The sequence below is a fragment of the Achromobacter sp. ACM05 genome (assembly GCF_019218915.1).
Lineage (GTDB): Bacteria > Pseudomonadota > Gammaproteobacteria > Burkholderiales > Burkholderiaceae_B > Achromobacter > Achromobacter animicus.
In genome coordinates, this window is sequence record NZ_JAHUWQ010000002.1 from 1,097,644 (window position 1) to 1,121,215 (window position 23,572).

Annotated in this window: 21 protein-coding genes and 1 pseudogene; 11 read left to right on the forward strand and 11 right to left on the reverse strand. The window is 62.8% G+C overall.

Features of this window, described 5'->3' with window-relative positions; genetic code table 11:
* The first annotated feature begins 70 nt into the window (after nucleotides 1-70).
* The 5 genes from KW836_RS15920 to KW836_RS15940 all read left to right on the forward strand — a co-directional run bounded on the left by KW836_RS15920 (nucleotide 71) and on the right by KW836_RS15940 (nucleotide 4,696).
* On the forward strand, nucleotides 71-1,198 hold the full coding sequence (locus KW836_RS15920) for an ABC transporter substrate-binding protein (protein WP_218343991.1): 1,128 nt from the start codon (nucleotides 71-73) through the stop codon (nucleotides 1,196-1,198).
* 6 nt (nucleotides 1,199-1,204) lie between these two features.
* The gene (locus tag KW836_RS15925; protein ID WP_218343993.1) at nucleotides 1,205-2,287 is read left to right on the forward strand and encodes an iron ABC transporter permease; all 1,083 of its coding nucleotides are present in this window, start codon (nucleotides 1,205-1,207) and stop codon (nucleotides 2,285-2,287) included.
* A 30-nt stretch (nucleotides 2,288-2,317) separates the two neighbouring features.
* Nucleotides 2,318-2,770 carry an azurin gene (gene azu / locus KW836_RS15930; RefSeq protein ID WP_218343994.1) on the forward strand — a complete coding sequence of 151 codons (453 nt, stop codon included), beginning with the start codon at nucleotides 2,318-2,320 and terminating at the stop codon, nucleotides 2,768-2,770.
* 2 nt (nucleotides 2,771-2,772) lie between these two features.
* A complete protein-coding gene (locus KW836_RS15935) occupies nucleotides 2,773-3,564 on the forward strand; it encodes an ABC transporter ATP-binding protein (protein ID WP_218343995.1) in 792 nt (263 codons plus the stop codon).
* A gap of 187 nt (nucleotides 3,565-3,751) precedes the next feature.
* Nucleotides 3,752-4,696 carry a hypothetical protein gene (locus tag KW836_RS15940; RefSeq protein WP_218343996.1) on the forward strand — a complete coding sequence of 315 codons (945 nt, stop codon included), beginning with the start codon at nucleotides 3,752-3,754 and terminating at the stop codon, nucleotides 4,694-4,696.
* A gap of 97 nt (nucleotides 4,697-4,793) precedes the next feature.
* Here KW836_RS15940 and ilvA read toward each other — a convergent pair whose 3' ends face one another.
* Nucleotides 4,794-6,365, reverse strand: a complete 1,572-nt coding sequence (gene ilvA / locus KW836_RS15945; protein ID WP_175136434.1) for a threonine ammonia-lyase, biosynthetic — start codon at nucleotides 6,363-6,365, stop codon at nucleotides 4,794-4,796.
* Nucleotides 6,366-6,919: 554 nt separating this feature from the next.
* Here ilvA and KW836_RS15950 point away from each other — a divergent pair.
* A complete protein-coding gene (locus KW836_RS15950; protein WP_175136433.1) occupies nucleotides 6,920-9,148 on the forward strand; it encodes an NADP-dependent isocitrate dehydrogenase in 2,229 nt (742 codons plus the stop codon).
* A 129-nt stretch (nucleotides 9,149-9,277) separates the two neighbouring features.
* On the opposite strand, the gene fetB is transcribed toward KW836_RS15950, so the two are convergent.
* The 6 genes from fetB to KW836_RS15980 form a co-directional block, all read right to left on the reverse strand.
* Nucleotides 9,278-10,090, reverse strand: coding sequence for an iron export ABC transporter permease subunit FetB (gene fetB / locus KW836_RS15955; RefSeq protein WP_218343997.1), 813 nt, complete (start codon nucleotides 10,088-10,090; stop codon nucleotides 9,278-9,280).
* The gene (locus KW836_RS15960; RefSeq protein ID WP_218343998.1) at nucleotides 10,081-10,725 is read right to left on the reverse strand and encodes an ATP-binding cassette domain-containing protein; all 645 of its coding nucleotides are present in this window, start codon (nucleotides 10,723-10,725) and stop codon (nucleotides 10,081-10,083) included. Before KW836_RS15960 ends, fetB begins: the two co-directional genes overlap by 10 nt.
* A gap of 65 nt (nucleotides 10,726-10,790) precedes the next feature.
* Nucleotides 10,791-11,543 (reverse strand): amino acid ABC transporter ATP-binding protein, encoded by a 753-nt coding sequence (locus tag KW836_RS15965; protein WP_175121977.1) that lies wholly within the window; start codon nucleotides 11,541-11,543, stop codon nucleotides 10,791-10,793.
* A gap of 31 nt (nucleotides 11,544-11,574) precedes the next feature.
* Nucleotides 11,575-12,228, reverse strand: coding sequence for an amino acid ABC transporter permease (locus KW836_RS15970; RefSeq protein WP_175121427.1), 654 nt, complete (start codon nucleotides 12,226-12,228; stop codon nucleotides 11,575-11,577).
* Between the two features lie 130 nt (nucleotides 12,229-12,358).
* A complete protein-coding gene (locus KW836_RS15975) occupies nucleotides 12,359-13,150 on the reverse strand; it encodes an amino acid ABC transporter substrate-binding protein (RefSeq protein WP_218343999.1) in 792 nt (263 codons plus the stop codon).
* A 276-nt stretch (nucleotides 13,151-13,426) separates the two neighbouring features.
* Nucleotides 13,427-14,677, reverse strand: a complete 1,251-nt coding sequence (locus tag KW836_RS15980) for an IS256 family transposase (RefSeq protein WP_218344000.1) — start codon at nucleotides 14,675-14,677, stop codon at nucleotides 13,427-13,429.
* Between the two features lie 250 nt (nucleotides 14,678-14,927).
* Here KW836_RS15980 and KW836_RS15985 point away from each other — a divergent pair, with 250 nt between their 5' ends.
* The 3 genes and pseudogenes from KW836_RS15985 (at nucleotide 14,928) to KW836_RS15995 (ending at nucleotide 17,278) form a co-directional block, all read left to right on the forward strand.
* Nucleotides 14,928-15,749 carry a DUF2971 domain-containing protein gene (locus KW836_RS15985; protein ID WP_218344001.1) on the forward strand — a complete coding sequence of 274 codons (822 nt, stop codon included), beginning with the start codon at nucleotides 14,928-14,930 and terminating at the stop codon, nucleotides 15,747-15,749.
* 87 nt (nucleotides 15,750-15,836) lie between these two features.
* Nucleotides 15,837-16,462 (forward strand): annotated as a pseudogene (locus tag KW836_RS15990) (tyrosine-type recombinase/integrase).
* Between the two features lie 402 nt (nucleotides 16,463-16,864).
* On the forward strand, nucleotides 16,865-17,278 hold the full coding sequence (locus KW836_RS15995; protein WP_218344002.1) for a hypothetical protein: 414 nt from the start codon (nucleotides 16,865-16,867) through the stop codon (nucleotides 17,276-17,278).
* 451 nt (nucleotides 17,279-17,729) lie between these two features.
* Here the strand turns inward: KW836_RS15995 and KW836_RS16000 are convergent, their stop codons facing one another.
* Nucleotides 17,730-18,485: a hypothetical protein gene (locus KW836_RS16000; RefSeq protein WP_255595789.1), complete on the reverse strand. Its 756-nt coding sequence runs from the start codon at nucleotides 18,483-18,485 to the stop codon at nucleotides 17,730-17,732.
* Between the two features lie 194 nt (nucleotides 18,486-18,679).
* Here KW836_RS16000 and KW836_RS16005 point away from each other — a divergent pair, with 194 nt between their 5' ends.
* A complete protein-coding gene (locus tag KW836_RS16005) occupies nucleotides 18,680-19,399 on the forward strand; it encodes a hypothetical protein (protein WP_218344003.1) in 720 nt (239 codons plus the stop codon).
* Between the two features lie 81 nt (nucleotides 19,400-19,480).
* Here the strand turns inward: KW836_RS16005 and KW836_RS16010 are convergent, their stop codons facing one another.
* From KW836_RS16010 to KW836_RS16020, 3 genes are all read right to left on the reverse strand, one after another.
* Nucleotides 19,481-20,143: a hypothetical protein gene (locus KW836_RS16010; protein WP_218344004.1), complete on the reverse strand. Its 663-nt coding sequence runs from the start codon at nucleotides 20,141-20,143 to the stop codon at nucleotides 19,481-19,483.
* A 1-nt stretch (nucleotide 20,144) separates the two neighbouring features.
* Entirely contained in the window at nucleotides 20,145-20,951 is an 807-nt protein-coding gene (locus KW836_RS16015; RefSeq protein ID WP_218344005.1) for a hypothetical protein, read from the reverse strand.
* A 378-nt stretch (nucleotides 20,952-21,329) separates the two neighbouring features.
* Nucleotides 21,330-22,508 (reverse strand): alpha-hydroxy acid oxidase, encoded by a 1,179-nt coding sequence (locus KW836_RS16020; protein ID WP_218344006.1) that lies wholly within the window; start codon nucleotides 22,506-22,508, stop codon nucleotides 21,330-21,332.
* A 160-nt stretch (nucleotides 22,509-22,668) separates the two neighbouring features.
* Between KW836_RS16020 and KW836_RS16025 the strand changes: the two genes are divergently transcribed.
* On the forward strand, nucleotides 22,669-23,568 hold the full coding sequence (locus KW836_RS16025) for a LysR family transcriptional regulator (protein WP_218344007.1): 900 nt from the start codon (nucleotides 22,669-22,671) through the stop codon (nucleotides 23,566-23,568).
* Nucleotides 23,569-23,572: the final 4 nt, after the last annotated feature.

The window sequence follows — 23,572 nt, forward strand, 5'->3', positions numbered from 1 at the left end:
GACACTGCCCGGCGATAAGAATGGTTCGCGTTACCTGCACCCCGCGGCTGACGCCCCTGAAGGATTCGCCATGCGTTCGATTGCCCTTTTCCGTGCGGCCGTGACCGCCGCCGCCCTGTTCTGCGCCCTGCCCGGCGCCCATGCCCGCGAGGTCACCGACCTGGCCGGCCGCGTCGTGACAGTGCCCGACCACCCGAAACGCATTCTGCTCGGCGAAGGCCGCTTCGCCTTTGCGATGGCGCTGCTGGACCGGCACGATCCCGTGGCGCGTGTAGTCGGCTGGCAGGGAGAGCTGAAGCAACAGGATCCCTACTCCTGGAACCAGCTCGTCAAACGCTTCCCCAAGGCGGCCGACGTACCCCTGATCGGCAAGACGTCGGAAGCCAGCGTCAGCCCCGAAAAGATCGTCTCGCTGCGGCCCGACGTGGCGATTTTCAGCGTCAGCGGCCACGGCCCGGGCCGCAACAATCCGATGATCCCGGCGTTGCAGGAAGCCGGCATCCCGATCGTCTTCATCGACTTCCGCCAGCACCCCGTGCGCAACACGGTACCCAGCATGCGCATCCTGGGCCAGGCCCTCGATCGCGAAGCCGAGGCGGAAAGCTACAGCGCCTTCTATGAAGACCACCTGGCCCGCGTGCGCAAGGTCGTGGAACCGGTGCCACCCGCGCAGCGGCCGCGCGTCTTCGTGGAAATGCTGGCGGGCGTGTGGCCCGCCTGCTGCCACACCACGGGCAACGGCAGCTTCGGCGACCTGCTGGAAGCCGCGGGCGGCGTCAACGTCGCGGCGCCCGTCCTGCCCGGCGCGATCGGCGACGTGAGCCTGGAGTTCGTCATCGACGCCAAGCCGGATGTCTACATCGCCACCGGCAGCCGTTCCGAACCCGGCCGTCCGGGCCTCTTGGCCGGTCCCGATGCCGATCCGAAGGTATCCGCCGACAGCCTGGCCACGCTGCTGGACCGCGACGGCATCCGCGATCTGGACGCCGTCAAGCAGCATCGCGCCTACGGCATCTGGCACGCGTTCTACAACTCGCCCTATAACGTTGCCGCCATCGAGGCGATGGCGAAATGGCTGTATCCCGAACGCGCCGCCGCGCTGGATCCGCAAGGTACGCTGGACGCGCTGTACGGCCAGTTCCTGGATCTGGACAACGTGGGCGCCTTCTGGACGTCTCCGGCCGCACCTGCAAAGTAGTCCGCCATGACCGGATTCGCCCCCGCCGCCGCATCGCCCGCGGCGTCTGTTCCCGACGATCCCATCGCCGCCTACCGGCGCGCGGTGCGCAAGCGCGTGCTGCTGACCGCCGTGCTGGTGCTGGCCATCGTCGCCAGCCTGCTGGCCGACATCGCCAGCGGACCGGCTTCGCTGTCCCTGCCCGACCTGCTGCACACGCTGCTGCATCCCGAGGTGTCAGACACCGGCACGCGCGTCATCGTCTGGCAATTCCGCTTGCCCTATGCGCTGATGGCGTTGCTGGTCGGCGTGGCGCTGGGCCTGGGCGGCGCCGAGATGCAGACCATGCTGGACAACCCGCTCGCCAGCCCCTACACCCTGGGCGTCTCGGCCGCCGCGGCGTTCGGCGCGTCGCTTGCCATCACGCTGGACTGGCATCTGCCCGCGCTGCCGGCCGGCATGACGGTTTCCGTATCGGCTTTCGCCTGCACCCTGCTGTCCGTGCTGGTGCTGGAACGCGTGGCGCGCTGGCGTGGCGGCTCGACGCTGGGCGTGGTGCTGTTCGGCATCGCGCTGGTGTATTCGTTCCAGGCGCTGGTGATGCTGCTGCAATTCGTCGCCAGTGAGGAAGCCCTGCAAGGCATCGTCTTCTGGACGATGGGCAGCCTGGCGCGCGCCAACTGGACCACCGTCGGCGTCATGGCGGCGGCGCTGGTCCTTGCCATTCCGTTTTCGATGCGCGACGCGTGGAAGCTCACCGCCGTCCGGCTGGGCGAGGAACGCGCTGCCAGCTTCGGCATCGACGTCAAGCGGCTGCGGCTTGTCAGCCTGCTGCGCGTGAGCGCGCTGGCCGCGCTTGCCGTGTCGTTCGTCGGCACGATCGGCTTCGTCGGCCTGGTCGCGCCGCACATCGCCCGGCTGCTCTTGGGCGAAGACCACCGCTACTACCTGCCGGGCAGCGCGCTGGCCGGCGCGCTGATCCTGTCGCTGGCGTCCGTGGCGTCCAAGACCGTGCTGCCCGGCGCGCTCATCCCGGTCGGCATCGTGACCTCGCTGGTCGGCATTCCCTTCTTTCTCACCATCGTCGTGCGCGCCCTCAAACGCGCCTGACGGCATCAACCGCAACAAGGAGACACCCCGATGAAATTCCGCCTGACGCTGACGCTCGCGGCCCTGTCGATCGCCGGCACCGCCCATGCCGCGCCCGCTTGCTCCATCGACGTCGAAGGCCGTCCCGGCAAGCAGTTCGGCCCCGACCACATCGTCGTGCCCGCGACCTGCCAGGACTTCACCGTGCGCCTGATCCACACGGGCAAGAACAGCAAGGAAAAGGCGGGCCACAACTGGGTGATGACCAAGACGGAAGACATCGATGCCGTGATGGTCGACGGCATCAAGGCCGGCGCCAGCAGCGACTTCCTGGCGCCGGGCGACGCCCGCATCCTTGCCAAGACGCCCATGCTGGGCGGCGGCGAAACGGCCACCGTCACCTTCCCCGTCAGCCGCCTGCGCGCGGGCCAGTCGTACACCTACTACTGCTCGTTCCCCGCGCACGCGCAGCACATGCGCGGCACGCTGGTGCTGCAACCCTGACGATGACGCAGCTACGCATCCAGGCCCTGTCCGCCGGCTATGGCGGGCGGCCGGTGCTGCGCAACGCCAGTGCCGGTCCCATGGCCGAAGGCGCCGTCACCGCGCTGCTGGGGCCGAACGGCAGCGGGAAATCGACGCTGCTCAAGACGCTGGCCGGTTTGCACCCGGTAATGCAAGGCGCGATCTGGCTGGACGGCGATGACCTGGCCAACGCCAGCCCGGCCCGCCGCGCCGAATGCGCGATGTACATGCCGCAGGCCCTGCCGAAGGGCGTGCACATGACCGTCTTCGAATCCGTGCTCGTGGCGGCGCGATCCGGCCGGCACGGACAGCCTGGTCATGCGCTGATGGAAGACGCCATGGCGGTCATCACCGAACTGGGCATCGCGCCACTGGCCAGCCGCCACCTGGACGAACTGTCCGGCGGGCAGAAGCAGCTGGCGTCGCTGGCGCAGGCGCTGGTGCGGCGTCCGCGCCTGCTGCTGCTTGATGAGCCCTTGTCGGCGTTGGATCTGAACTATCAATTCCACGTCATGGACGTGCTGCGCCGCCAGACGCGGCTGCACCGCCTGATCACGTTGGTGGTGCTGCACGACTTGAACATCGCGCTGCGTCACGCTGACCACGCGCTGCTGCTGCACGCTGGCGCGATCGACGCCGAGGGGCTGCCGGGCGATGTGGTGACGCCCGATACGCTGCGCCGCGTATACCGCGTGCGGGCGCGCGTAGAGCATTGCCCGCAGGGCCAGGCGCAGATCCACGTGGATGGGCTGGCTGATCGCCCATCAGCGTAGGTTTATGACAGCTGTATCCGCATCGTAGGTGTCTGACACCTTTTGCCTCAGCTCTGCAGGGTGAAGACCCTCTCACACGGGTGTCCAGACACCGGGCGAACGCGCGCCTGCCTTCATCATCGGAGCCAGACACCAGCGCAGGCGCACCGGTATATAGTCATCCCTTGTGCCATTCAGGGAGTCCGCCGTGACGAGCCGCCGCGCCTTTGCATTTTTGCTCAGCCTGCTTGCCGCGCCCTCTGGCGCCGCCATCGTCTACGACAATCACGGCCTGGTCGTCGACGTGAAAACCGGCAGCCGCAGCGACTGGAACACCGGTCAGCGCCAGACCACGCGCGCCACCACCATCACCTTCCAAGGCAAGCCCTTGTGCGGCACCGACGTCGGCGCGCTGCTCTATCCTGGCAGCAATGCACGGCAGGCTCGCGCGTTCTTCTGCCCTGGTCCGGTCGCCATGCTGGAAACCGATGCGGTGCTGGCGTTCTTTACCAGTTCCAGCGCCAGCACCGTGCTCGCGCATCTGCAGGTCGTCAACGGCTCCCTACGTGTGCAGCGCCTGCCGCTTTCCGACAAGCCGGACCGCGACAGCATCCACGGCACGCGGTTCGAGGACGCCCGCCTGCCCGGCTGGACGCGCGTGGACTCGGCCTGGAACGAAACCGTGATGATCCGCCATGCGCCGCTGAAGGCGCAAAACCTTGGCCCAGGAAAACTGCTGGATATCGCCGGCGACGTGGCCTATCTGGTTATCCCGCCGGGCAGAAAGGTCATCGTGCTGCAGCCGGCCGCCCGCATAAAAGACGCGCACGGCGACCTGCAATACGTGCCCGAAGTCACCAAGTTTGTGGACGCCCCGCTGGCGTTTAGAGCGGTCCGCCTGAGCGATGGCCGCGAGCTGGCGCGGCTGGACTTCGAGGACACGTGCGTGGGCCTGCCGGCCCTGCAATTCGAACGGTCCGACGCAAAGACCGCTTCCAGCGCGTCGCCGGCCGTCGCGTTCGACGACGTGCCGGCGTGGCGCGCAAGCGCACTGGAACTGACCCAAACGCAGGGCCGCGCGACGCTGCGCTTGAAGCCGGGCGTGGAATTACCGCGCAAGCCGGGCTGCAAAGGTGGCGGTATATCCAGTTAACGCCCAGATCACGCCAAAGTAGCGCCCGAGTACACAGCAGGTTGGACGCCCGCTTGGAAGACCGATTGATCATCCGGCAGCACGCCCAGCCGAACATTCAAATCAGGAACTGGCGATAAGCCTCGTTATCCGTTTCCTCGGCATGCGCATACCCAAGCTGCCGCAAGAACCCATCCAGCGCCGCATCATCGGCCACCGGCGCCTGAATGCCCACCAGCGCCGAGCTGAAGTCAGTGCCTTGATTGCGGTAATGGAACAGGCTGATGTTCCAGTTGGGCGCCATCGCCGACAGGAACTTCATCAGCGCGCCCGGCCGCTCCGGAAACTCAAAGCGGAAAAGGCGCTCGCCACCAGCCAGCGGTGAACGTCCCCCAACCATGTAGCGGATGTGCTGCTTTGACACCTCGTTGTTCGTCAGGTCGGAGGCCGAGAATCCTTCTGCCTGCAGCGCGGCCAGGATTTCGGCGGATTCACCGCGCCGCGCAATCTGCACGCTAACGAAGATGCGGGCTGTGCGCGCATCGGCAATGCGGTAATTGAACTCGGTCACGCTGCGCTGCCCGATCACCCGGCAGAACCGGCGGAAGCTGCCGCGCTCTTCGGGGATGGTGACCGCGAACACCGCCTCGCGCGCCTCGCCCACTTCGGCGCGGTCCGCCACAAAGCGCATGCGGTCAAAATTCATGTTCGCGCCCGACGTAATCGCCACCAGCGACTGCCCGCGCGCGCCTTCGCGCTCCACGTACTTCTTCAACCCCGCCACCGCCAACGCACCCGCGGGTTCCAGCACACTGCGCGTGTCCAGAAACACATCCTTGATCGCCGCGCAGACCGCGTCCGTGTCCACCAGGATCACTTCGTCCAAATATTCGCGGCACAGACGGAAGGTTTCCTCGCCCACCAGCTTGACGGCCGTCCCGTCCGAAAACAGGCCGACATCGGCCAGGATGACCCGCTCGCCCACGCGCAGCGATTGCGCCATCGCGCAGGAATCCTCGGTCTGCACGCCGATGACCTTCACGCCGGGATGCACCGCCTTTACATAGGTCGACACGCCCGCCGCCAGACTGCCGCCGCCGATCGGCACGAAAATCGCGTGCAGCGGCTCGGGATGCTGGCGCAGAATCTCCATGCCCACCGTGCCCTGCCCCGCGATCACGTAGGGATCGTCGAACGCAGGCACGAACGTCAGGCCCTGTTCCTGCGCCAGCGTCTGCGCATGCGCATAAGCGTCGTTGTACGAATCGCCGGCCTGCACCACCGTCACGGTCGGTCCGCCATGCGCGCGCACCGCGTCCACCTTCACCTGCGGCGCCGTCTGCGGCACGACGATGATGGCCCGCACGCCCAGCTTGGCCGCCGAAATCGCGACGCCCTGCGCATGGTTGCCCGCCGACGCCGTGATGACTCCGCGCTCCAGCGCGGCGCGCGGCGTGTTGCGCATCTTGTTGTAGGCGCCGCGCACCTTGAACGAGAACACCGGCTGGTTGTCTTCGCGCTTGAAATGAACGGTGTTGCCCAGCCGGGCGGATAGCCCACGCGCCAGATCCAGCTCGGTTTCACGGGCAATGTCGTATACCCGGGCGGTCAGGATCTGCCGCAGGTACTCCATCGGCGTGGCGGAGCCAGCCTGGAATGCCGAGGGTGCGTGGGAGGATGAATCGGACATGGTTTCTCTGCTTTGGGTTGCTTGCCCGGCAGAGGCGGCCACAAAAAACCCGCCTCGTGGGGCGGGTGGCTTGTGACTGTTGCGGTCGCGCGCTAACCCACCATTCCAGGAATGATGGTAATAATCAGCGAAATGCGGACGGCGCGGAAATTCATGGGGCGTACTTTCCTCCTATCGCCCGCCTTTGTCAAACGGCGATTGCAGACGCTTTGATGCCAAATTCCGCCCGCCCCGCCCGATGCGTCCCCCAAAAACTGTCATAAGCATATTGCGTCGCCATCAAGAAACAGAACCATTTCCCGGCGCAATGCGTAGCACGGTATTACAATGGAAGGTTCGTGGCGGTCGCACCTTCCAAGGCGGACCCGGATACGGCCCATTTATCGGCCGGCCGGTCCAGCCAAACAATAGGACGGGCGGCAGTCATGTTGGTGGGACGGCTTGCCTGCGCGTCCCGCCATACGAACCCACTCTCGACAACATCTACCGGCGTACGCCGCATAGCATGTTCGGGTTTGCGCGTTAATCGCCTGAGCCGAACAGATTCAAGGATCATGTCTCTTACTCCGAAGATTATCTATACCCTCACCGACGAAGCTCCGGCACTGGCAACCCGTTCGCTGCTGCCCATCGTCCAGGCATTCGCCAAACCCGCAGGCATCACGGTCGAGACCCGCGACATTTCGCTGGCAGGCCGCATCATCGCCCTGTTCCCGGATTACCTCGACGACAGCCAGAAGCTGTCCGACGCCCTGGCTGAGCTGGGCGCCCTCGCGGTCAAGCCCGAAGCCAACATCATCAAGCTGCCCAACATCAGCGCCTCGATGCCCCAACTGAAGGCGGCCATCAAGGAACTGCAAGACCAGGGCTACAAGCTGCCGGACTACCCGGACGCCCCCGCCAACGACACCGAGCGCGACGTCAAGGCCCGCTACGACAAGGTCAAGGGCAGCGCCGTCAACCCGGTCCTGCGCGAAGGCAACTCCGACCGCCGCGCCCCGCTGTCGGTCAAGAACTACGCCCGCAAGCACCCGCACAAGATGGGCGCCTGGACGTCCGACTCCAAGTCGCACGTTGCCCACATGAGCGAAGGCGACTTCTACGGCACCGAAAAGTCGGCCCTCATCGCCGATGCCGGCGACGTCAAGATCGAACTGACCGCCGCTGACGGCACCAAGACCGTCCTGAAGGAAAAGACCCCGGTCAAGGCCGGCGAGATCATCGACGCCGCCGTGCTGTCGACCGCCAAGCTCAAGTCCTTCCTGCAGGCCCAGATCGACGATGCGCGCGCCAACGGCGTGCTGTTCTCGGTCCACCTGAAGGCCACCATGATGAAGGTCTCCGACCCCGTCATCTTCGGCCACGTGGTCTCCGTGTTCTACAAGGACGTTCTGGCCAAGCACGCCGACGCCCTCAAGCAGGCCGGTTTCGACCCCAACAACGGCATTGGCGACCTGTACGCCAAGATCCAGTCGCTGCCCGCTGACCAGCAGGCCGCGATCACCGCCGACATCGACGCCGCCTACAAGACGCTGCCGCAACTGGCCATGGTGAATTCCGACAAGGGCATCACCAACCTGCACGTGCCCAGCGACGTCATCGTCGACGCATCCATGCCCGCCATGATCCGCGACTCCGGCAAGATGTGGAACGCCGAAGGCAAGCTGCAGGACACCAAGGCCGTCATCCCGGACCGCAGCTACGCCGGCGTCTACCAGGCCGTCATCGACGACTGCAAGCGCAACGGCGCCTTCAATCCGGTCACGATGGGCAGCGTGCCCAACGTCGGCCTGATGGCCCAGGCTGCTGAAGAATACGGTTCGCACAACAAGACCTTCGTCATCCCGGCTGCCGGCACCGTGCGTGTCACCGACGCCGCTGGCGCCGTGCTGCTGGAACAGGCCGTCGAAGCCGGCGACCTCTGGCGCATGTGCCAGACCAAGGACGCCGCGATCCAGGACTGGGTCAAGCTGGCCGTCACCCGCGCCCGCGCCACCAAGACGCCCGCCGTCTTCTGGCTGGACGAAAAGCGCGCCCACGACGCCCAGGTCATCGCCAAGGTCAAGCAGTACCTCAAGGACCACGACACCAGCGGCCTGGACCTGCGCATCCTCGACCCCGTCGAAGCCACCAAGTTCTCGGTCAAGCGCATCCGCGAAGGCCTGGACACCATCTCGGTCACCGGCAACGTGCTGCGCGACTACCTGACCGACCTGTTCCCCATCATGGAACTGGGCACCAGCGCCAAGATGCTGTCGATCGTGCCGCTGGTCGCCGGCGGCGGCCTGTTTGAAACGGGCGCGGGCGGTTCGGCCCCCAAGCACGTGCAACAGTTCCTGGAAGAAGGCTTCCTGCGCTGGGATTCGCTGGGCGAATTCATGGCGCTGGCCGAGTCCCTCGACCACCTGGGCCGCACGTACAAGAACCCGACCGCCCAGATCCTGGCCAAGACGCTGGATCAGGCCACGGCCAAGTTCCTGGACGAAAACAAGTCGCCCGAGCGCAAGGTCGGTGGCCTGGACAACCGCGGCAGCCACTTCTACCTGGCGATGTACTGGGCCCAAGCCCTGGCCGCCCAGACCGAAGACCGCGCCCTGGCCGCCCAGTTCGCCCCGGCCGCGATCGCTTTCTCCGAAGGCGAGAACAAGATCCTGGACGAGCTCAAGGCCGCCCAAGGCAAGCCCGTGGACATCGGCGGCTACTACCAGCCGAACGAAGCCAAGGCCAGCCAGGCCATGCGCCCCAGCGCCACGCTGAACAAGGTGCTGGCCTCGATCGGCTAAGCCCCCTGCCCTTGCTGGCTGGCGTTAGCTGGCTGGCGGGCATGTAAAAACCGGCAGTCCCGTTAGGGCTGCCGGTTTTTTTTTTGCGGCGGGTTGCGATATGGAGCATGGTATCTTTTTCTGCCCCCGCTACCGCTTCGCAGTCGTCCCCGGCACAAGCCTGTCCAGCCGCAGCCTCCCCCGCTCATCCGTCAGACGGCGCATTGCCCCATAAGCCGCGCCCATCGCCGCCATGCCGCTCGCGCCGCACAGCAGAAACATCAACAAGATCTGATACTTGGCCGCGTCCACCGGATCCATGCCCGCAATGATCTGCCCGGTCATGATGCCCGGCAAGGTGATGATCCCGGCCGCCGACATCTGGTTGATGCTGGGCACGATGCCACGCCGAACCGATTCGCGCAGCAAGGCCGAAAACGCCTGATGCACGGTCGCGCCCAGCGCCAGGCGCGCTTCGATGCCCAGCCTTTCGCGGCGCACGCCCGACAGCATTCCGTCCAATGCCAGACTGGCCGCATTCAAGACGCTGCCCAGCACGATGCCAACCAGTGCAATCGTGTACCGCGGATCAAACCAAGGGTCCGGGCGCAGGGCCGTGTTCAAAATGAACATCGCAGTGACGAGCGTGGTGCTTACCACCGCCAACGTCCCGACCCAACCATTGCCATGCCCGGTCAAACGCGCCTTGGGTCGGGCCGCGACCTCGCGCGCGGCCAGCGCCATCATCACCGCCACCACCAGCGCCGTCAGCCACGGCGCGGCATGGGCGAACACAATGCGCAGGATCTGACCCACCAACAGCAATTGCACTACCGTGCGCACCGCCGCCCAGAGCACCTGCCGTTGCAGGTTCAACCGCAGTGCGAAGGAAATACCAGCGCTCAGCAGCACCAGCAGCGACGCGATCACCAGATCCAGCGCCTGCAGCTTGATCACGTCCATAGCGGCTCCATGTGGCCTTCCGTCATCCGCCAACGCCGGCGCGCCAGGCGCTCGGCCTGTTCCGGGCTATGCGTCACCAGCAGAATGGCAGCGCCGGCAGCCAGGACGCGTGACAGTTCCGCCTCGACTAACGCTGTCGCCTCCTGATCCAGCGCGGCGGTCGGCTCATCCAGCAGCAGCACGCGTGGACTCTGCATCAGCGCGCGCACCAAGCCCATCCGCTGGCGCTCGCCCGTGGACAGCTCATGGACCAACGCGTCCAACTTGGTCTCAGCCAAGCCCAGACGCCCCATGATGGCGATAGCACCAGCGCGGTCAGCGTAGTGCGCGGACACATGGTCATCCCACCATCCGGCCTCGGCCTGGCAATAAACCACCAGACGCCGCCACTCGAAACCCCGCATGGCCGACCGGCGACGCCCGTCCAGTTCCGCTTCACCATGCCCGGGGTCCAGATCCGCAATCTGCCGCAACAGCAGCGACTTGCCCGATCCCGACGCGCCGACCACAGCCGCGCACTCGCCCGCCGCCAGATCCAGGCTAACTGGCGCCAGGCGCTCGCTGTACAGGCCTCGAAGCCTGAGCAACGGCGGCGCGTCAGAAACAACTTGCGAGGGAATCGGCGCGGATTGCATGGGTAGGCATCATATAGAAAAGCCCGCGGCAAGGCGGGCTTCACGGTATGCGGCGGCGGCTCGGATCAGAGCATATGCGCCAGGAACTCACGGCTGCGCGCATGCTGAGGCGCGGCAAAGAACTCGGCGGACGGCGCTTCCTCGACGATGCGGCCGTCGTCCATGAAAATGACCCGGTGCGCCACTTCACGGGCAAACCCCATTTCATGCGTCACGACCAGCATCGTCATGCGCTCGTCAGCCAGCTGCTTCATGGTGCGCAGCACTTCGCCGGTCAGCTCCGGGTCCAGCGCCGACGTCGGCTCGTCGAACAACATGATGTCCGGCTCCATCGCCAGCGCCCGCGCAATCGCCACGCGCTGCTTCTGACCGCCGGACAGGCGCGTCGGATAGTTGTCGCGCTTGTTCGACAGACCCACCTTGCGGAGCAGCTCTTCGGCCTTCGGCACGATCTCCGCGCGCGACATACCCTTCACGGTAATGGGCGCTTCGATGATGTTCTGCAGCACCGTCATGTGCGGGAACAGATTGAACGACTGAAACACCATGCCCATCTTGCGGCAGATGCGGCGCACGTCGCCGTCGCTGGCGTACTGGCTGCGGCCGCCCGGTACGGAGGCAGCCATTGTCTCGCCTTCGATCTGGATGCTGCCTTCGTCGATGGTCTCAAGATGATTCAAACAGCGCAAAAACGTGCTCTTGCCAGACCCCGACGGGCCGATCACCGCCACGACCTCGCCCTGCTCCAGGTTCAGCGACACGTTGTCGAGCACGCGATTGGAACCGAACGATTTGACGATATTGCGGGCTTCGATCATGACCGGACGCTGGCTAAGCCCGGCCGGGGAATTATTGGTCATATTTTGCATAGCGCTTTTCCATGTGCTGGAAGAACCACGTCAGGAGCAGCGTCATCAACAGATAGAAGGCAGCGGCGACGAGGAACGGCGTGGTCGTGAAATCGCGCTGCACGATGCCCCGCGCGGTGCGCAGAATGTCGTTCAGCGCCAGCACGTAAATCAGCGAAGTGTCCTTGACCAGCGTAATGGTCTCGTTGCTCATGGGCGGCAACACGCGCTGCACCATCTGCGGCAGCACGATGCGGCGCAGGGTCTGCAGGTACGTCATGCCTAGCACCTTGCTGCCCTCGTACTGCCCCCGATCCACCGACTGGATACCGGCGCGGAAGATCTCGGCAAAATACGCCGCATAGTTCAGCGCAAACGCCACCACCGCCGCCGGAAAATCCGGCAGCCGGATGCCGATCACCGGCACGAACGGCAGCGCGAAGTAGATGAACAGCATCTGAAGCATCAACGGCGTGCCGCGCATCAGCCAGATATAGCCATTGACCGCGCGGCTCAGCAGCGGCCACTTTGAGATGCGAGCCAGGGCCAGCACCAGCCCCAACGGCACCGCCAGCGCCAGCGTGATGAAAAACAGCGTCAAGGTCACTTTCGCGCCTTCCGCCAAGGGCCCCAGAAGGGAGAGTACGTAGTCCATGCAGTGGGTTCGCGCCGCGAGGGCAAGAGAGAATCATGGGCAAGCCCGCCTGGCCTTGCGGCACTGCGGCGGGCTGCGAACTGCAACGGCAAAGGCGCCGCGGCCGGCTAGGCCACAGGCGCCTTCCCGCTTACTTGATGATGTTGGCGCCGAACCACTGGGTGGCGATGCGGCCGGCGGTGCCGTCCTGCTTCATCGAATCCAGCGTCTTGTCCAGCTTGGCCAGCAACTCGGTGTCGTCCTTACGCACGCCAACGCCGTAATCTTCCGTACCGAAGTTCTCTTCCAGCACGCGATACTCGCCCGCACGCTTGCTGATCAGGTAACGGCCAACCACTTCATCCACCACGATGGCGTCCAGACGGCCAGCAGCCAGGTCCATCAGCGCGGTGACGTTGTCGCCGAACTTCTTCACTTCCTTGATCTGCGCGGCAACCGGGTCCTTGGCGATGGCGTCGGTGGCACTGCTGCCGTCCTGCGCGCCGATGACCTTGCCAGCCAGATCATTCTTGACCTTCACCGGCGACGTGTTGCCCACGATGATGATCTGATGGTTGGCCATGTACGGCGCGGTGAAGCTGATGTTCTTCTTGCGCTCTTCGGTAATGGTCAGACCGTTCCACAGCACGTCGACGCGCTTGCCGTTCAATTCGGCTTCCTTGGCGCTCCAGTCGATCGGCTTGAATTCCACTTCAATGCCCAGACGCTTGCTGGCTTCCTTGGCCATGTCGATGTCAAAACCGACGATCTGGTTGTTAGCGTCGCGGAATCCCATGGGCGGGAAATTGTCGTCCAGGCCAACGACGACCTTCTTGGGCGTCGCCGGCGCTTGGGCGCCAGCGGCAGGCGCGTTGTCGCTGGGACCGCAGGCCGTGAGCAGAGCGGTGGCGGACACAAGAAGTACAGCAGTCAGTTTTTTCATCGTTGTGAAAGCGCGAAGCGCAGGATTGGAGAAAGCCGGAAAAGCGGACGGTATGCCGGGAGGCGGTATTTTAGCGTTGTTGGGGGGATTTGCTGGCGGGGGCAGGAATGGCGGTGGCGAGCCTCGAGGACGGCCGGACCGTATCGCTGGCCTTGGACCGTCTAAATGGCGACGGATTGGCCTTAGTTAGAGGTGGCACGACGGGAGTGTCAGTATTTTTGTGTTTGAGGCGTTAGAAGCCTGATAGTTGGTTCTATCAGGCTTATTGATGCTATCTCAGCGATACGGGTCAGTGAAGCGTTCTGCATAAATCACGGCGAACTGGTTCATAGCGGCCTTCCAGTCGTGCGCGGCGCTGCCCCAGGCTCCGGTGATGTTGCGCAAGACCAGCCACAGTAGCTTGGTGGCGGCTTCGTCGCTTGGGAAGTGACCTCGCGTTTTCACCGCGCGGCGCAGTTGGGCATTGATGCTCTCGATCGCATTGGTGGTGTAAATCACCTTGCGGATCGCCGGTGGGAACGTAAAGAACGGGATCACACGGTCCCAGGCCCGGCGCCATGCGTCAGCGATCGGCGCGTAGCGCTGGCCCCAGGGGCCTTGCTCGAACTGCACGAGCGCGGCCAGCGCTGCCTCCACGGTCGCCGCCGTGTAGATCGGCCTCAGCGCCGCAGCCACCGTCCGGCGCTCCTTCCAGCTGGCGTATTCCAGGCTGGAGCGGATCAGGTGCACGATGCAAGTCTGCAGCGTCGTGGCCGGGAACACCGCGTTCAGCGCCTGCTCCATGCCTTTCAGACCGTCAGTGACAGCGATCAGGATGTCCTGCGTGCCGCGGGTCTTGAGCTCGTTGAACACCTTCATCCAGAACTTGGCGCCTTCGGTCTGCTCGATCCACAGGCCCAGGATGTCGCGCGTGCCGTCTGGCAACACCGCCAGCGCCAAGTAAACGGCCTTGTTGCGCACCACGCCGTCCTCACGGATCTTGACCCGCAGCGCGTCGAAGAACACCACCGGATACATCGTCTCCAGAGGCCGCGTTTGCCAGGCCGTGACCTCGTCCATCACCGCGTCGGTCACCGAGCTGACGAACTCCGGCGAGACTTCCGTGCCGTACTGCTCGAGCAGAAACCCTTGGATTTCGCGCACCGTCATGCCGCGGGCGTACATGGCGATGATCTTGTCGTCGAACCCGGTAAAGCGGCGCTCGTGCTTGGGGATCAGGATCGGGGCGAAGCTGCCATCGCGGTCGCGTGGGATCTCTACCCGAAGCGGCCCATCATCGGTCAGGACCGTCTTGGAGCTCTTGCCGTTGCGTTGATTGGTGGCCTGCTCGGGGCGCTCGCCGCCCGCCGGGTAGCCCAGATGGTGGCCCAATTCCGCTCCAAGGGCCCGTTCGATCAGCGCCTTCTTGAACGCCATCGACAGGTCCTGCACCGCCTCGGCGGTCATCGGGCCTTTGACGAATTGATCAACCAGCTCGGCGGGAATCGCCGGCAGTTCCCTCAGCGGTGTCTTTTTCTTGGTAGCCATACATGCTCCTTGAGCAACATGTTAGGCCCCAAACACAAAATTTATGACACTCCCGGCACGACCAGCGGCGTATGACTCTGCGTCTCATGACGTTCCGCGACTTGCAGGCGTCCCGAATGCCCCCGGCTACATCATGATGGAACTCAGGCGCGGTATTAGCAATGACCGCCAACGGCCAGAAGCAGACATTTGGTGTGATGATTAAATACTCGACCATAAGTTACCTTAAATTAGCAGCATCCCGACAAACATGCTCGTCTACAAATACCGAAGCTGTGCGCAACGTACATGGGAACTTCTACTCAATCGAAAGCTTTTCTTTGCAACCCCGGCGCAGCTAAACGATCCTTTAGATTCGTCCATAGACATTCATGCGGAGTACGAGCGGGCAAAAGAACTGGTGCACGAATCAGACGATCACCCTGACCGTCGTAAATCTTTCTTAATCTTCTTGTTGGATCAGGGCCACCGCTTCAAGGATCCCGCATCGGGTGAGCAGATAGGCTTAAGCAAGGCACTCCAGCATTTCATTCAATCGCTGGGCATCCTGTCTCTTTCACGAACCCCAACTGACGCGCTTCTGTGGTCGCACTACGCTGAAGGGCATTGTGGCCTGTGCCTGGGATTCGATCCAGAGCTTCTTGAATTAGATGTTTTCATCAAAGGCGACGTTGAATACGCTGCCAGGCCTCCTTACGTAGACCTTTTTTTGAAGATGACGGAAGAGATTGGTGCGTTCGTCCGCCCATGGGAGCAGCACAAGTACCCTGATGAGCAGGGTGATCAGTTCTACACATCCCAGTTGTCCCGCCTTATGCGAGCAAACTTGTTGGTAAAGTCGGAGAAATGGAAGTACGAGGAAGAGTACCGAATGATCACTTCGCTGCCCGGTCACCATGCGTTCTCTCCGAGAGCTTTACGTGAAGTGGTATTAGGTACTAGGACACGTGAATCAGACCGTGAAACGCTAACCAACATCTTGCGTCATCCAGACTACGCGCATGTACAAGTCCGACGCGTTCGGCAAGTGCCTGGCACATTCGAGTTTGGTTTGGTAGACCGGGACGACTAAGTCAATATTAAGTAAAAGGACCGCTTAGGGTCGTAAGCATTCTTTTTGTCAGTGAAAATGGGATTCCATTCATTGAAGGAGAACCCCATGAAACCGGATATCAATGAAGCAAAACCGTTCTTTCCTTGGAACAAGGGGAAGCTTGTTGGCCAAAAGGCTCCGTTGAAGCTGAAAGAAATCTGGGCGATCCGCATACGGCTACAGCTAGCTGAAAAAGTGCGAGATCTGGCGCTTTTCAACCTAGCCATCGACAGCAAACTACGTGGCTGCGATTTAGTCAGCTTGCGCGTTTGCGACATTTCACAAGGAAGGAGCATCTACCCACGCGCTATCGTCATGCAGCGCAAGACGCATCGACCCGTGCAATTCGAGATTACTGAACTGACGCGCAGTCGGTGGCTGCTTGGATCGATCTGGCGCGTCTCGCTTCAGACGCCTACCTGTTCCCAAGCAGGGTGACAAAGTCGCCGCACCTTTCTACGCGGCAGTACGCACGCATCGTCGCGGGTTGGATCGTGTCGATCGGTTTAGACCCTGCGACGTATGGCACGCACACCATGCGCCGAACCAAGGCGACGCTGATCTACCGGCGTACGAAGAACCTTCGGGCAGTTCAACTCCTTCTCGGACATACCAAGTTGGAAAGCACGGTGCGATACCTTGGCATCGAAGTCGACGATGCGCTGGAAATGGCAGAGCAGGCAGAAACGTGAGGTTTGCTTACAATCGGACGGCGCATCTAGCTGGATGGTCGCTGTCCGGCAGTTTCAGCCGTTCGACATAGCCATCCAGATCGTCGACAATTAGCCACTTCCGATTGCATACAAGATTAATTAATGGGCAGCTTCTTGAGTGACCTCTATGGGTGCCATGCGGCACACGGTATGGTCAGCGGCCAAGTGCCCGAAACGAAGATCCCCATCAGCGGCTAGTTAATCGAACCATGGAAAAGCCTTTAGCGTCGACGATTACCTCGCCTATTTGGCGGATGGGCTAGTACAAAATTTTAATAGAGCCGGCGCCGCGACAACTCCGCCGCCGCAGCAGCACCCCAGACTATTGCGGGAAAAGCCCGGTTGTAGCCGGGTGTACTTAGTTTAGATGTGAGGAAATGCATGCAGGAGGGTTGGTACGGCGACGACTACCTAGTCTTTTTTTCCCTCGACCAAGCGCAGGCTTTCGCAAAAACTTGCGAGCTTGATTCGACTTTGCCCGGCTTTTCGCTTGTAGGGTTGCGCGGATGGCAGGATTTCATTGTCAGAGACTTGTCGGGGACCACATTTACGATTCCTACTGTCCCGCTTGATGCCGAGTATCTCTCCCGATTCGAACCGCCTGCCATTCAGGAACTTGAGTCGGACCCCGGCCTTGGCGGGAAGGTACGGTGGTTCATAAAGCCGCTAGTTTTCGGGGGAGATCCGCAAGCCGACGACAATGTGACCTGGCTTTCTCACCCGCAGCATATTGAACTAGTGCGTTGGTGGAATGACCAATACCGCGCGGCGAAGTTGGAGTTAATTGACAGGTAGTGTACTGGGGCAGACCCGCGTGCCGACTGATTGCCTTTTTATTTGGCGCTAGCCCATTTCGGGAGCGTGTCAGAAGCAGCTGACTAAGAATGACCGATTTCACCACGCTGTAGGCTCAGGCTTACGCGGATTGCAGGGCTGCAATGGGTCGAAAGCGGACGGCCAACAAGGTCTGCAACGAGCCGGGAGCGGTCATTCATATACCAAGCACAAGTACCAACACTGCGGAAACTGCAGCATGGAGTGAGGCACATTATTAACGCATCGGAGGCTTACAGAGTAGGCTGCGACCCCCATCCGCCCGAGGCTGCAAATCAACTCCGCGCTGTCACAGCCCACGACGTTACGGGAATGACTGCCGCCGCATCCAAGACGCACCAGTTGTACCGTGGGATGATTGGACTTCAACGGCGGTCGATATGGAGGACCTATGGGTCCAATGCACAATGCGCTACCGGCGGAGCCGGCAACGATACCACCTGGTTAGCCCCGCCCAAACTAGTGCCCAAACGCCCAGGATCGCAGCGATGAAAGGCCAAAAAATGAAGGTGGAGACGTCGTCCCAGCCGGGCGCGGTACGCTTAAGGCCGATGGGTGTGCTGATTTCCAGTTCGATCTGCTCGCCCAAAAGCGTCGGCCCGATTTCTTCCACCGTGAAGGTAAGCGACGAAGTCCCCTTCGCCAGCTTTGGAAAGGACGGCACGGTCTCGGGCAGGACACCATCTATATGACTTTCAGGCCAGAGCTTGCGATAGAAATGCGTCGAGCTGGCGCTGCTGCGCGCAGCCGCGACCATCACTACGCCTAGTTCCCTAACATCGCGTACACGAATCCGCACCGGCTCTCCAGGGTCTGCGAAGCCCGGCGCCGCGTCAGGCGCGCCCACACGCGTCTTAGATTCTCCCAATTCGGGCCGCTTTCTGCCCATTGGTCCGCCGAAACGCGCCTCCATCCATAATGGCGCCTCGCGGATACGGTATACCTCGGCGTGCGCCGTCTGCCCTGGCGTAAGGAAAATCGGCGTCAGCGTCGCATCCGCGGATGGTACATACCGCAGCATGCCCACCGCGAACCACGCCATGGCAGCCAACCAAAGCGCCCAACCCACCAGCAGAGACATCTTGCCTAACTTGCGCCACATATCGTGTTGTCCCGAATTTTCCAGCATCGGAACGTACCCGATTTCGAGCGGGCGATTGGAAGTCATGCAGGCTCATCCACGCATCAATATCCCCAAGAACGCCAAATTTCGGCAAGGAGGATTGCCGTACAAGCTAAAGACAGCTACGCCTTCATATCAGCGATGCGATAATCCCGCCTTCGGCGCAGCGATCGCGGATGATTCGTTCGCTCGTCGTTGAATAGGCCTTCAATATCGATAACTAGAAAGGAAACGTCGCCTTGCCGCACGCTTTTCGAATTCTCTCGGCGCCGGCCTTGCGGCTCGCATTACCCGCCTTGACGCTGCTTGCCGCTGCGCATTGCGAGACGAGCTATGCCGATACTCAGGCCGAGGTTGGCGCTAACTCCACGGCGCCCAAGCCAGCGCTGCGCAAGCTGAACCCCGCTCCTGCGCACGCGTATGAAGTACGGCTGATCCTTGACAATGCATCGGACCTCGCGAGTGCAGCCGACGGCAAATCGGCGTTTACCGTGGTAGACGGTACCGCACAGTTCGACGTCAGCGATGCCCCCCGCTGCGCTGCATCGAACGCCGTATCTGGTCACGTGCCGACGATCTCCAGCCACGAACCATTCCGCCTGGCCCGCATATCGGCCACGGAATACGTGGGCATCGTATATGCCGACATGCTGCTTGACGAAGACTATTACGGAAGGGGGGTATGTCATTGGAAATTGGCCGAAGCACGTGTCTCATTGCGCGCGCGGCAGGATGCTGCTGACACGCGCTTCGTGGCCGGATTGCCGGCTCAGAAGGTGTTCGCTGGCGGAACACAGGCACGCTATTTTTGGAAGGGGTATTACCCCCGTTTCGAGCAGGGGCGACATACCGACTTTGGGCGTGACAAAATGGACCGCGTTCCGGTCGATAAGCGTGGGGAGTTCTTGACCGTGACGCTGACGGCCAGGAGAATCGCGAGCGACGTGCAAGTCAGGTGAGTAATAAGCTTGCTGCAAGCACGGCCCGTTTTAGACGACGGGTGTATGGAAAGCGAACAGGCTAGTCTGCCTGTTCAAGCCTTACTCAATACCGGAAAAAAAGGCGCACTGCCCCGGAAACCCAGGTCGTGCGTCACATGCCTTCAAGCATCCCGCCTTTCCCCCTGGAAACGTAGCCGCAACCGACATCCCAAACCCATAAGTCGGCGTAGTCACATCAAACCGGCTCTCGCAAACCTTCTTCGCGCTATAAGCAAACGTCATCGCCTCGCGCCGCCCGTTGACCGCGAACGACACCTGAAAGCTGTTCATACTGCTCCACCCTGCCCTAGGCAAAACCACGAACCGGTAATGCGTAGCATCCAGGCGCTCACCAAAGATCTTTAATTGCGCGGACGTGGTCCGCGTCGTAGGCGATGGATACGGCAAGGCCAGCAACGTCCGCGGATCCCCTACCACGCCCAAGTCGAAACCCACGCCCTTTTGATAGAACGGAACCTCGATACTGGGATAGCCGGAATATTCCACGCGCTTCACCGTCGACCCGTACTCTAGCGTCCGAGGCTCGTAGTCCGGTGCCCGTGCGAACGTCACGTCCAGCGACATCACCACGTCCGCCGGATTGGCTTCTTCGGTGCGGACATGTTTTTCATACACGTCGGCGTTGCTTGCGCAGCCCGCAAGGGCCACCACGAGCGAGAGGGCCAGCCAACGCAACCCACTGACCGCGGAAATCGGCGTCATCTCATTGCTCCTTTCGCGGTTGAACCGGCAACGGCACTGGCTTCAACCCCTGGCCACTAAATTGCCAGCCCCCCTTCCCTTCCTGCCATCGAAAGTTCCGGTTGATCCATTCCGCCTTCAGGTTGTCGTAGAGCCGGCGCTGGTCAATGTGCTTGCCTTCGTCGAGCACCTTGCGCGCACGTGTGGCGCTTTGGTCCCACGCCGACTTGAAAGCATCGCGCTGCATTGCCTTGGTGAATGCGACGCTGGCGTACGGCCCTTCGTCCGCCACGCTAAGGCGGATCTCGTTGTCAAGCAGCACGGCGCCGTGGCGATTGTCTGGCGACACCGACACCAATAGCGGGGTCGACTGCAGGCGCTCCTTGGGTTGCAGATGTTCAAACCACAGCACCTTTCCCGTCGACGTCACGAGCGCCCGCGAACCGGCGGTGAACAGCAGCAGGTCCTGACGTCCGGGCTGCGGCAGACCCAGGTCCGGGTCGCGCGCATCTACAGAGGGACTCAGCACCCGCGCGAGCGGCGTGTCGTTCTGCACTGCGATCAGGATGGTGCCCACGCCCATGAAATCGTTCGAGACCGCCAGGAGGATCGGCTGGCCGCCCTGGGTCGGACCCAGCGCCCTGACATGCGCGAACTTGTACGCGTTCAGAGGCCGGTATGGCTTGCCGCGGAATGTGAGCTGGTGGAGGGTCGAAGCCGGCTCGCCTACCAATTCGAAATCGCCGCCTAGCGGCTGCAAGGTGTTCGGGGAGGAATCAGTGACCGTTGCTGGCCTCGCCTGCGCGTGGGCCACTATCGGCAGCGTCATGAATAGCGACAGCCCTAGCGCGACGGTCGTGCATATCCGCGCAAGGCGGGGATCCGGTGGAACAGTTTTCGTAGGAGGCAGCAAAACGGCATCGGCGGCGGCGCCGCACGTGAGAGTGATGCGGGGCATTCTAGGTCAAATGCACTATCCGCAGCAGGATCGCCGCCCAATGCCCCCCGCGCCACTTTCCCCCAATCCTATTGACCAGGTGTCGGAATCGGCTGGACGCGCTGCGGTACGCCAAACCCATTTCGGAACAGGCAACGCCAGGCGATTTACCTGTTGGCGATCTCGCGCACATATCAACGCCTGGGCGACATATCAGCGCCCACGCGACACATCAGCGCTTGCGCAACACATCAGCGCCCGCGCAACATATCAACGCCCGCGCGACACATCAACGCCCGCGCGCTGCAGAAACTCCACGCCCAACTCCTTCAAATCAACCACCCCCAACAGCCCCATATTGCGCCGCACTTCTTCGTTGATAAGTGCGATCGCGTGCGCCACGCCGCGTTGGCCGGCCACTGTCGCGGCATAGTTGAACGGACGGCCGACGAACACGCAGCGCGCGCCCAGGGCCATCGCCTTCAACACGTCCGTGCCTCGACGCACGCCGCTGTCCAGCATCACTTCCATGGAACCCACGGCATCCACGATGGCGGGCAAGGCGTGCAGGGGCGACACACTGCCGTCCAGTTGGCGCCCGCCGTGGTTGGAGACGATGATCGCGTCCATGCCCATCGCGCGGGCGGCGCGCGCGTCGTCCGGATGAAGAATTCCCTTCAGCACCATGTGCCCTTTCCAGCGACGGCGGATGGCCGATACATGCTGCCAGTTCAGGTGGCCTCGGTCGGAGAAGTCCCGCAGCACGCTGGACGACATGATGGGCGCGCCGCGTGTGGCGTAGTTGTTTTCGAAGTGCGGCATGCCGTGGCGCGCGAGCGTTCGCAGGAACGTGCCGAACAGCCATCGCGGATGCGTCACGCCCTGCCAGGCGAGGCCAAGACTTGGCCGTAGCGGCGTGGAGAAGCCGGCCCGCACATTGTTCTCGCGGTTGGCGGCGACGGGCGTGTCTACCGTCAGCACCAGCGTGTTGACGCCGGCGGCAGCCACGCGGTCGATCAGCGCGGCGATCTGCGCTTCGTCGCCGGGAAGGTATGCCTGAAACCAGGTGTCCGGCGCCGCTTCCATCACGGTCTCCAGGCGGATGAGCGACGAGCCGCTCATGATGCAGGGCACGCCGGCCTCGGCCGCCGCGCGCGCCAGGACGACATCGCCGCGATAGCTGGAGATCGCGGAGATGCCCATCGGGGCAACGCCCACGGGGGCTGCATAGTCGCGGCCGAGCACCGTACACCGTGTGCTGCGCGCGGACACGTCCACCAGCACCTTTGGCCGGAAAGCAAATTCCGCAAACGCCTCGCGATTGGCGCGTTCCGATTGGCCGTCTTCGACAGCGCCCGACACATAAGCGTAGATGGGTGCGGGCAGAAGCGCTTTGGCTGCGGGTTCGAAGTCGTGCAGGCTGAGCATGCGGCGCAGGGGATCGGACATGTCTGGCTCCTCCGGCGGCCACTGCTGCGAGTGGCCGTCTATTGTTTTTTCGATATCGCCGGGGACTATAGGCGCGCGCGCCGTTTGAATAAAGTGACTTTATCGAGCGCCTTTCATACACTTTTGTTCACTCTCGATGTCGTCCAGCCTACCGCCCCCCATGACGCTAAAGCAACTCGAGGCCTACTACTGGGCCGCCACGTGCAAGAATTTTGCGATCGCCGCGAATCGCCTGAATATTTCGGTTTCGTCATTGTCCAAGCGCATTGGCGAACTGGAATCATCGATCGGCGCTGAGCTCTTCAGCCGCAGCGCGCGCAGCGCGACGTTGACAGCGCTGGGCGAGCAACTGGTGCCGCACGCCAAGGATCTGCTGCGCAACGCCGACCAGTTCATGCAGCAGGCCAGCAACAACCTCAGCTACTCGGGCCGCTGCCGGTTTGGCGCGGGCGAATTGACCTCGCTGACCTGGATGGCCAAGCTGATCGAAGTCATCCAGCAGGCCCACCCCAACCTGCTCGTCGAGCCATTCGTGGGCGTCGGCGAATTGGTCGAGCGCGGTCTGGAGGAAGGCGAACTGGACTTCGCCGTGATCGCGGGCCCTTCGTCCCGCCCCGCCATCGCGTCCCGCGTTATCGGCAGCGCGCAATTCGAATGGGTCGCTGCGCCAAGCGCCGTCACGAATCCCGCCGCGGTCACCCCGGCCGACCTGCCAGGCCTGACGCTTATCACGCTCCCGCAAAGCTCGGGCGCCATCCGCATTCTCGACGACTGGCTCACCGAGCAGCGCGTATCGCCCGGCCGCAACCAGTGTTGCAATGGCTGGGGCGGCATTGCAGCCATGTTGCAGCAAGGCCTCGGCGTGGGCTTCCTGCCATCGGCGTGGGCCGGCATCCTGATCGAAAGGGGCCATTTGCAACCCTTGCCTGTATTTCCGCCGTTGCGCCCCCTCACCTACACCTTCCAATGGCGCCGTGACGATACCCGGCCGATGCTTGAAACCCTGCGCGCGCAAGCCGAGGCGTGCCTGGATTTCCACGCGCCCACCGGCATGATCTGACCGC

Coding starts and splice junctions, on each gene's coding strand:
- KW836_RS15975 (WP_218343999.1), bottom strand. CDS start 13,150: ATGAAAAAACTGACTGCTGTACTTCTTGTGTCCGCCACCGCTCTGCTC.
- KW836_RS16025 (WP_218344007.1), top strand. CDS start 22,669: ATGACGCTAAAGCAACTCGAGGCCTACTACTGGGCCGCCACGTGCAAG.
- fetB (WP_218343997.1), bottom strand. CDS start 10,090: ATGGACGTGATCAAGCTGCAGGCGCTGGATCTGGTGATCGCGTCGCTG.
- KW836_RS16015 (WP_218344005.1), bottom strand. CDS start 20,951: ATGACGCTGCCGATAGTGGCCCACGCGCAGGCGAGGCCAGCAACGGTC.
- KW836_RS15965 (WP_175121977.1), bottom strand. CDS start 11,543: ATGATCGAAGCCCGCAATATCGTCAAATCGTTCGGTTCCAATCGCGTG.
- KW836_RS16020 (WP_218344006.1), bottom strand. CDS start 22,508: ATGTCCGATCCCCTGCGCCGCATGCTCAGCCTGCACGACTTCGAACCC.
- KW836_RS15950 (WP_175136433.1), top strand. CDS start 6,920: ATGTCTCTTACTCCGAAGATTATCTATACCCTCACCGACGAAGCTCCG.
- KW836_RS15980 (WP_218344000.1), bottom strand. CDS start 14,677: ATGGCTACCAAGAAAAAGACACCGCTGAGGGAACTGCCGGCGATTCCC.
- azu (WP_218343994.1), top strand. CDS start 2,318: ATGAAATTCCGCCTGACGCTGACGCTCGCGGCCCTGTCGATCGCCGGC.
- KW836_RS16010 (WP_218344004.1), bottom strand. CDS start 20,143: ATGACGCCGATTTCCGCGGTCAGTGGGTTGCGTTGGCTGGCCCTCTCG.
- ilvA (WP_175136434.1), bottom strand. CDS start 6,365: ATGTCCGATTCATCCTCCCACGCACCCTCGGCATTCCAGGCTGGCTCC.
- KW836_RS15925 (WP_218343993.1), top strand. CDS start 1,205: ATGACCGGATTCGCCCCCGCCGCCGCATCGCCCGCGGCGTCTGTTCCC.
- KW836_RS15970 (WP_175121427.1), bottom strand. CDS start 12,228: ATGGACTACGTACTCTCCCTTCTGGGGCCCTTGGCGGAAGGCGCGAAA.
- KW836_RS15920 (WP_218343991.1), top strand. CDS start 71: ATGCGTTCGATTGCCCTTTTCCGTGCGGCCGTGACCGCCGCCGCCCTG.
- KW836_RS15995 (WP_218344002.1), top strand. CDS start 16,865: ATGCAGGAGGGTTGGTACGGCGACGACTACCTAGTCTTTTTTTCCCTC.
- KW836_RS16000 (WP_255595789.1), bottom strand. CDS start 18,485: ATGACTTCCAATCGCCCGCTCGAAATCGGGTACGTTCCGATGCTGGAA.
- KW836_RS15960 (WP_218343998.1), bottom strand. CDS start 10,725: ATGCAATCCGCGCCGATTCCCTCGCAAGTTGTTTCTGACGCGCCGCCG.
- KW836_RS15935 (WP_218343995.1), top strand. CDS start 2,773: ATGACGCAGCTACGCATCCAGGCCCTGTCCGCCGGCTATGGCGGGCGG.
- KW836_RS15985 (WP_218344001.1), top strand. CDS start 14,928: ATGCTCGTCTACAAATACCGAAGCTGTGCGCAACGTACATGGGAACTT.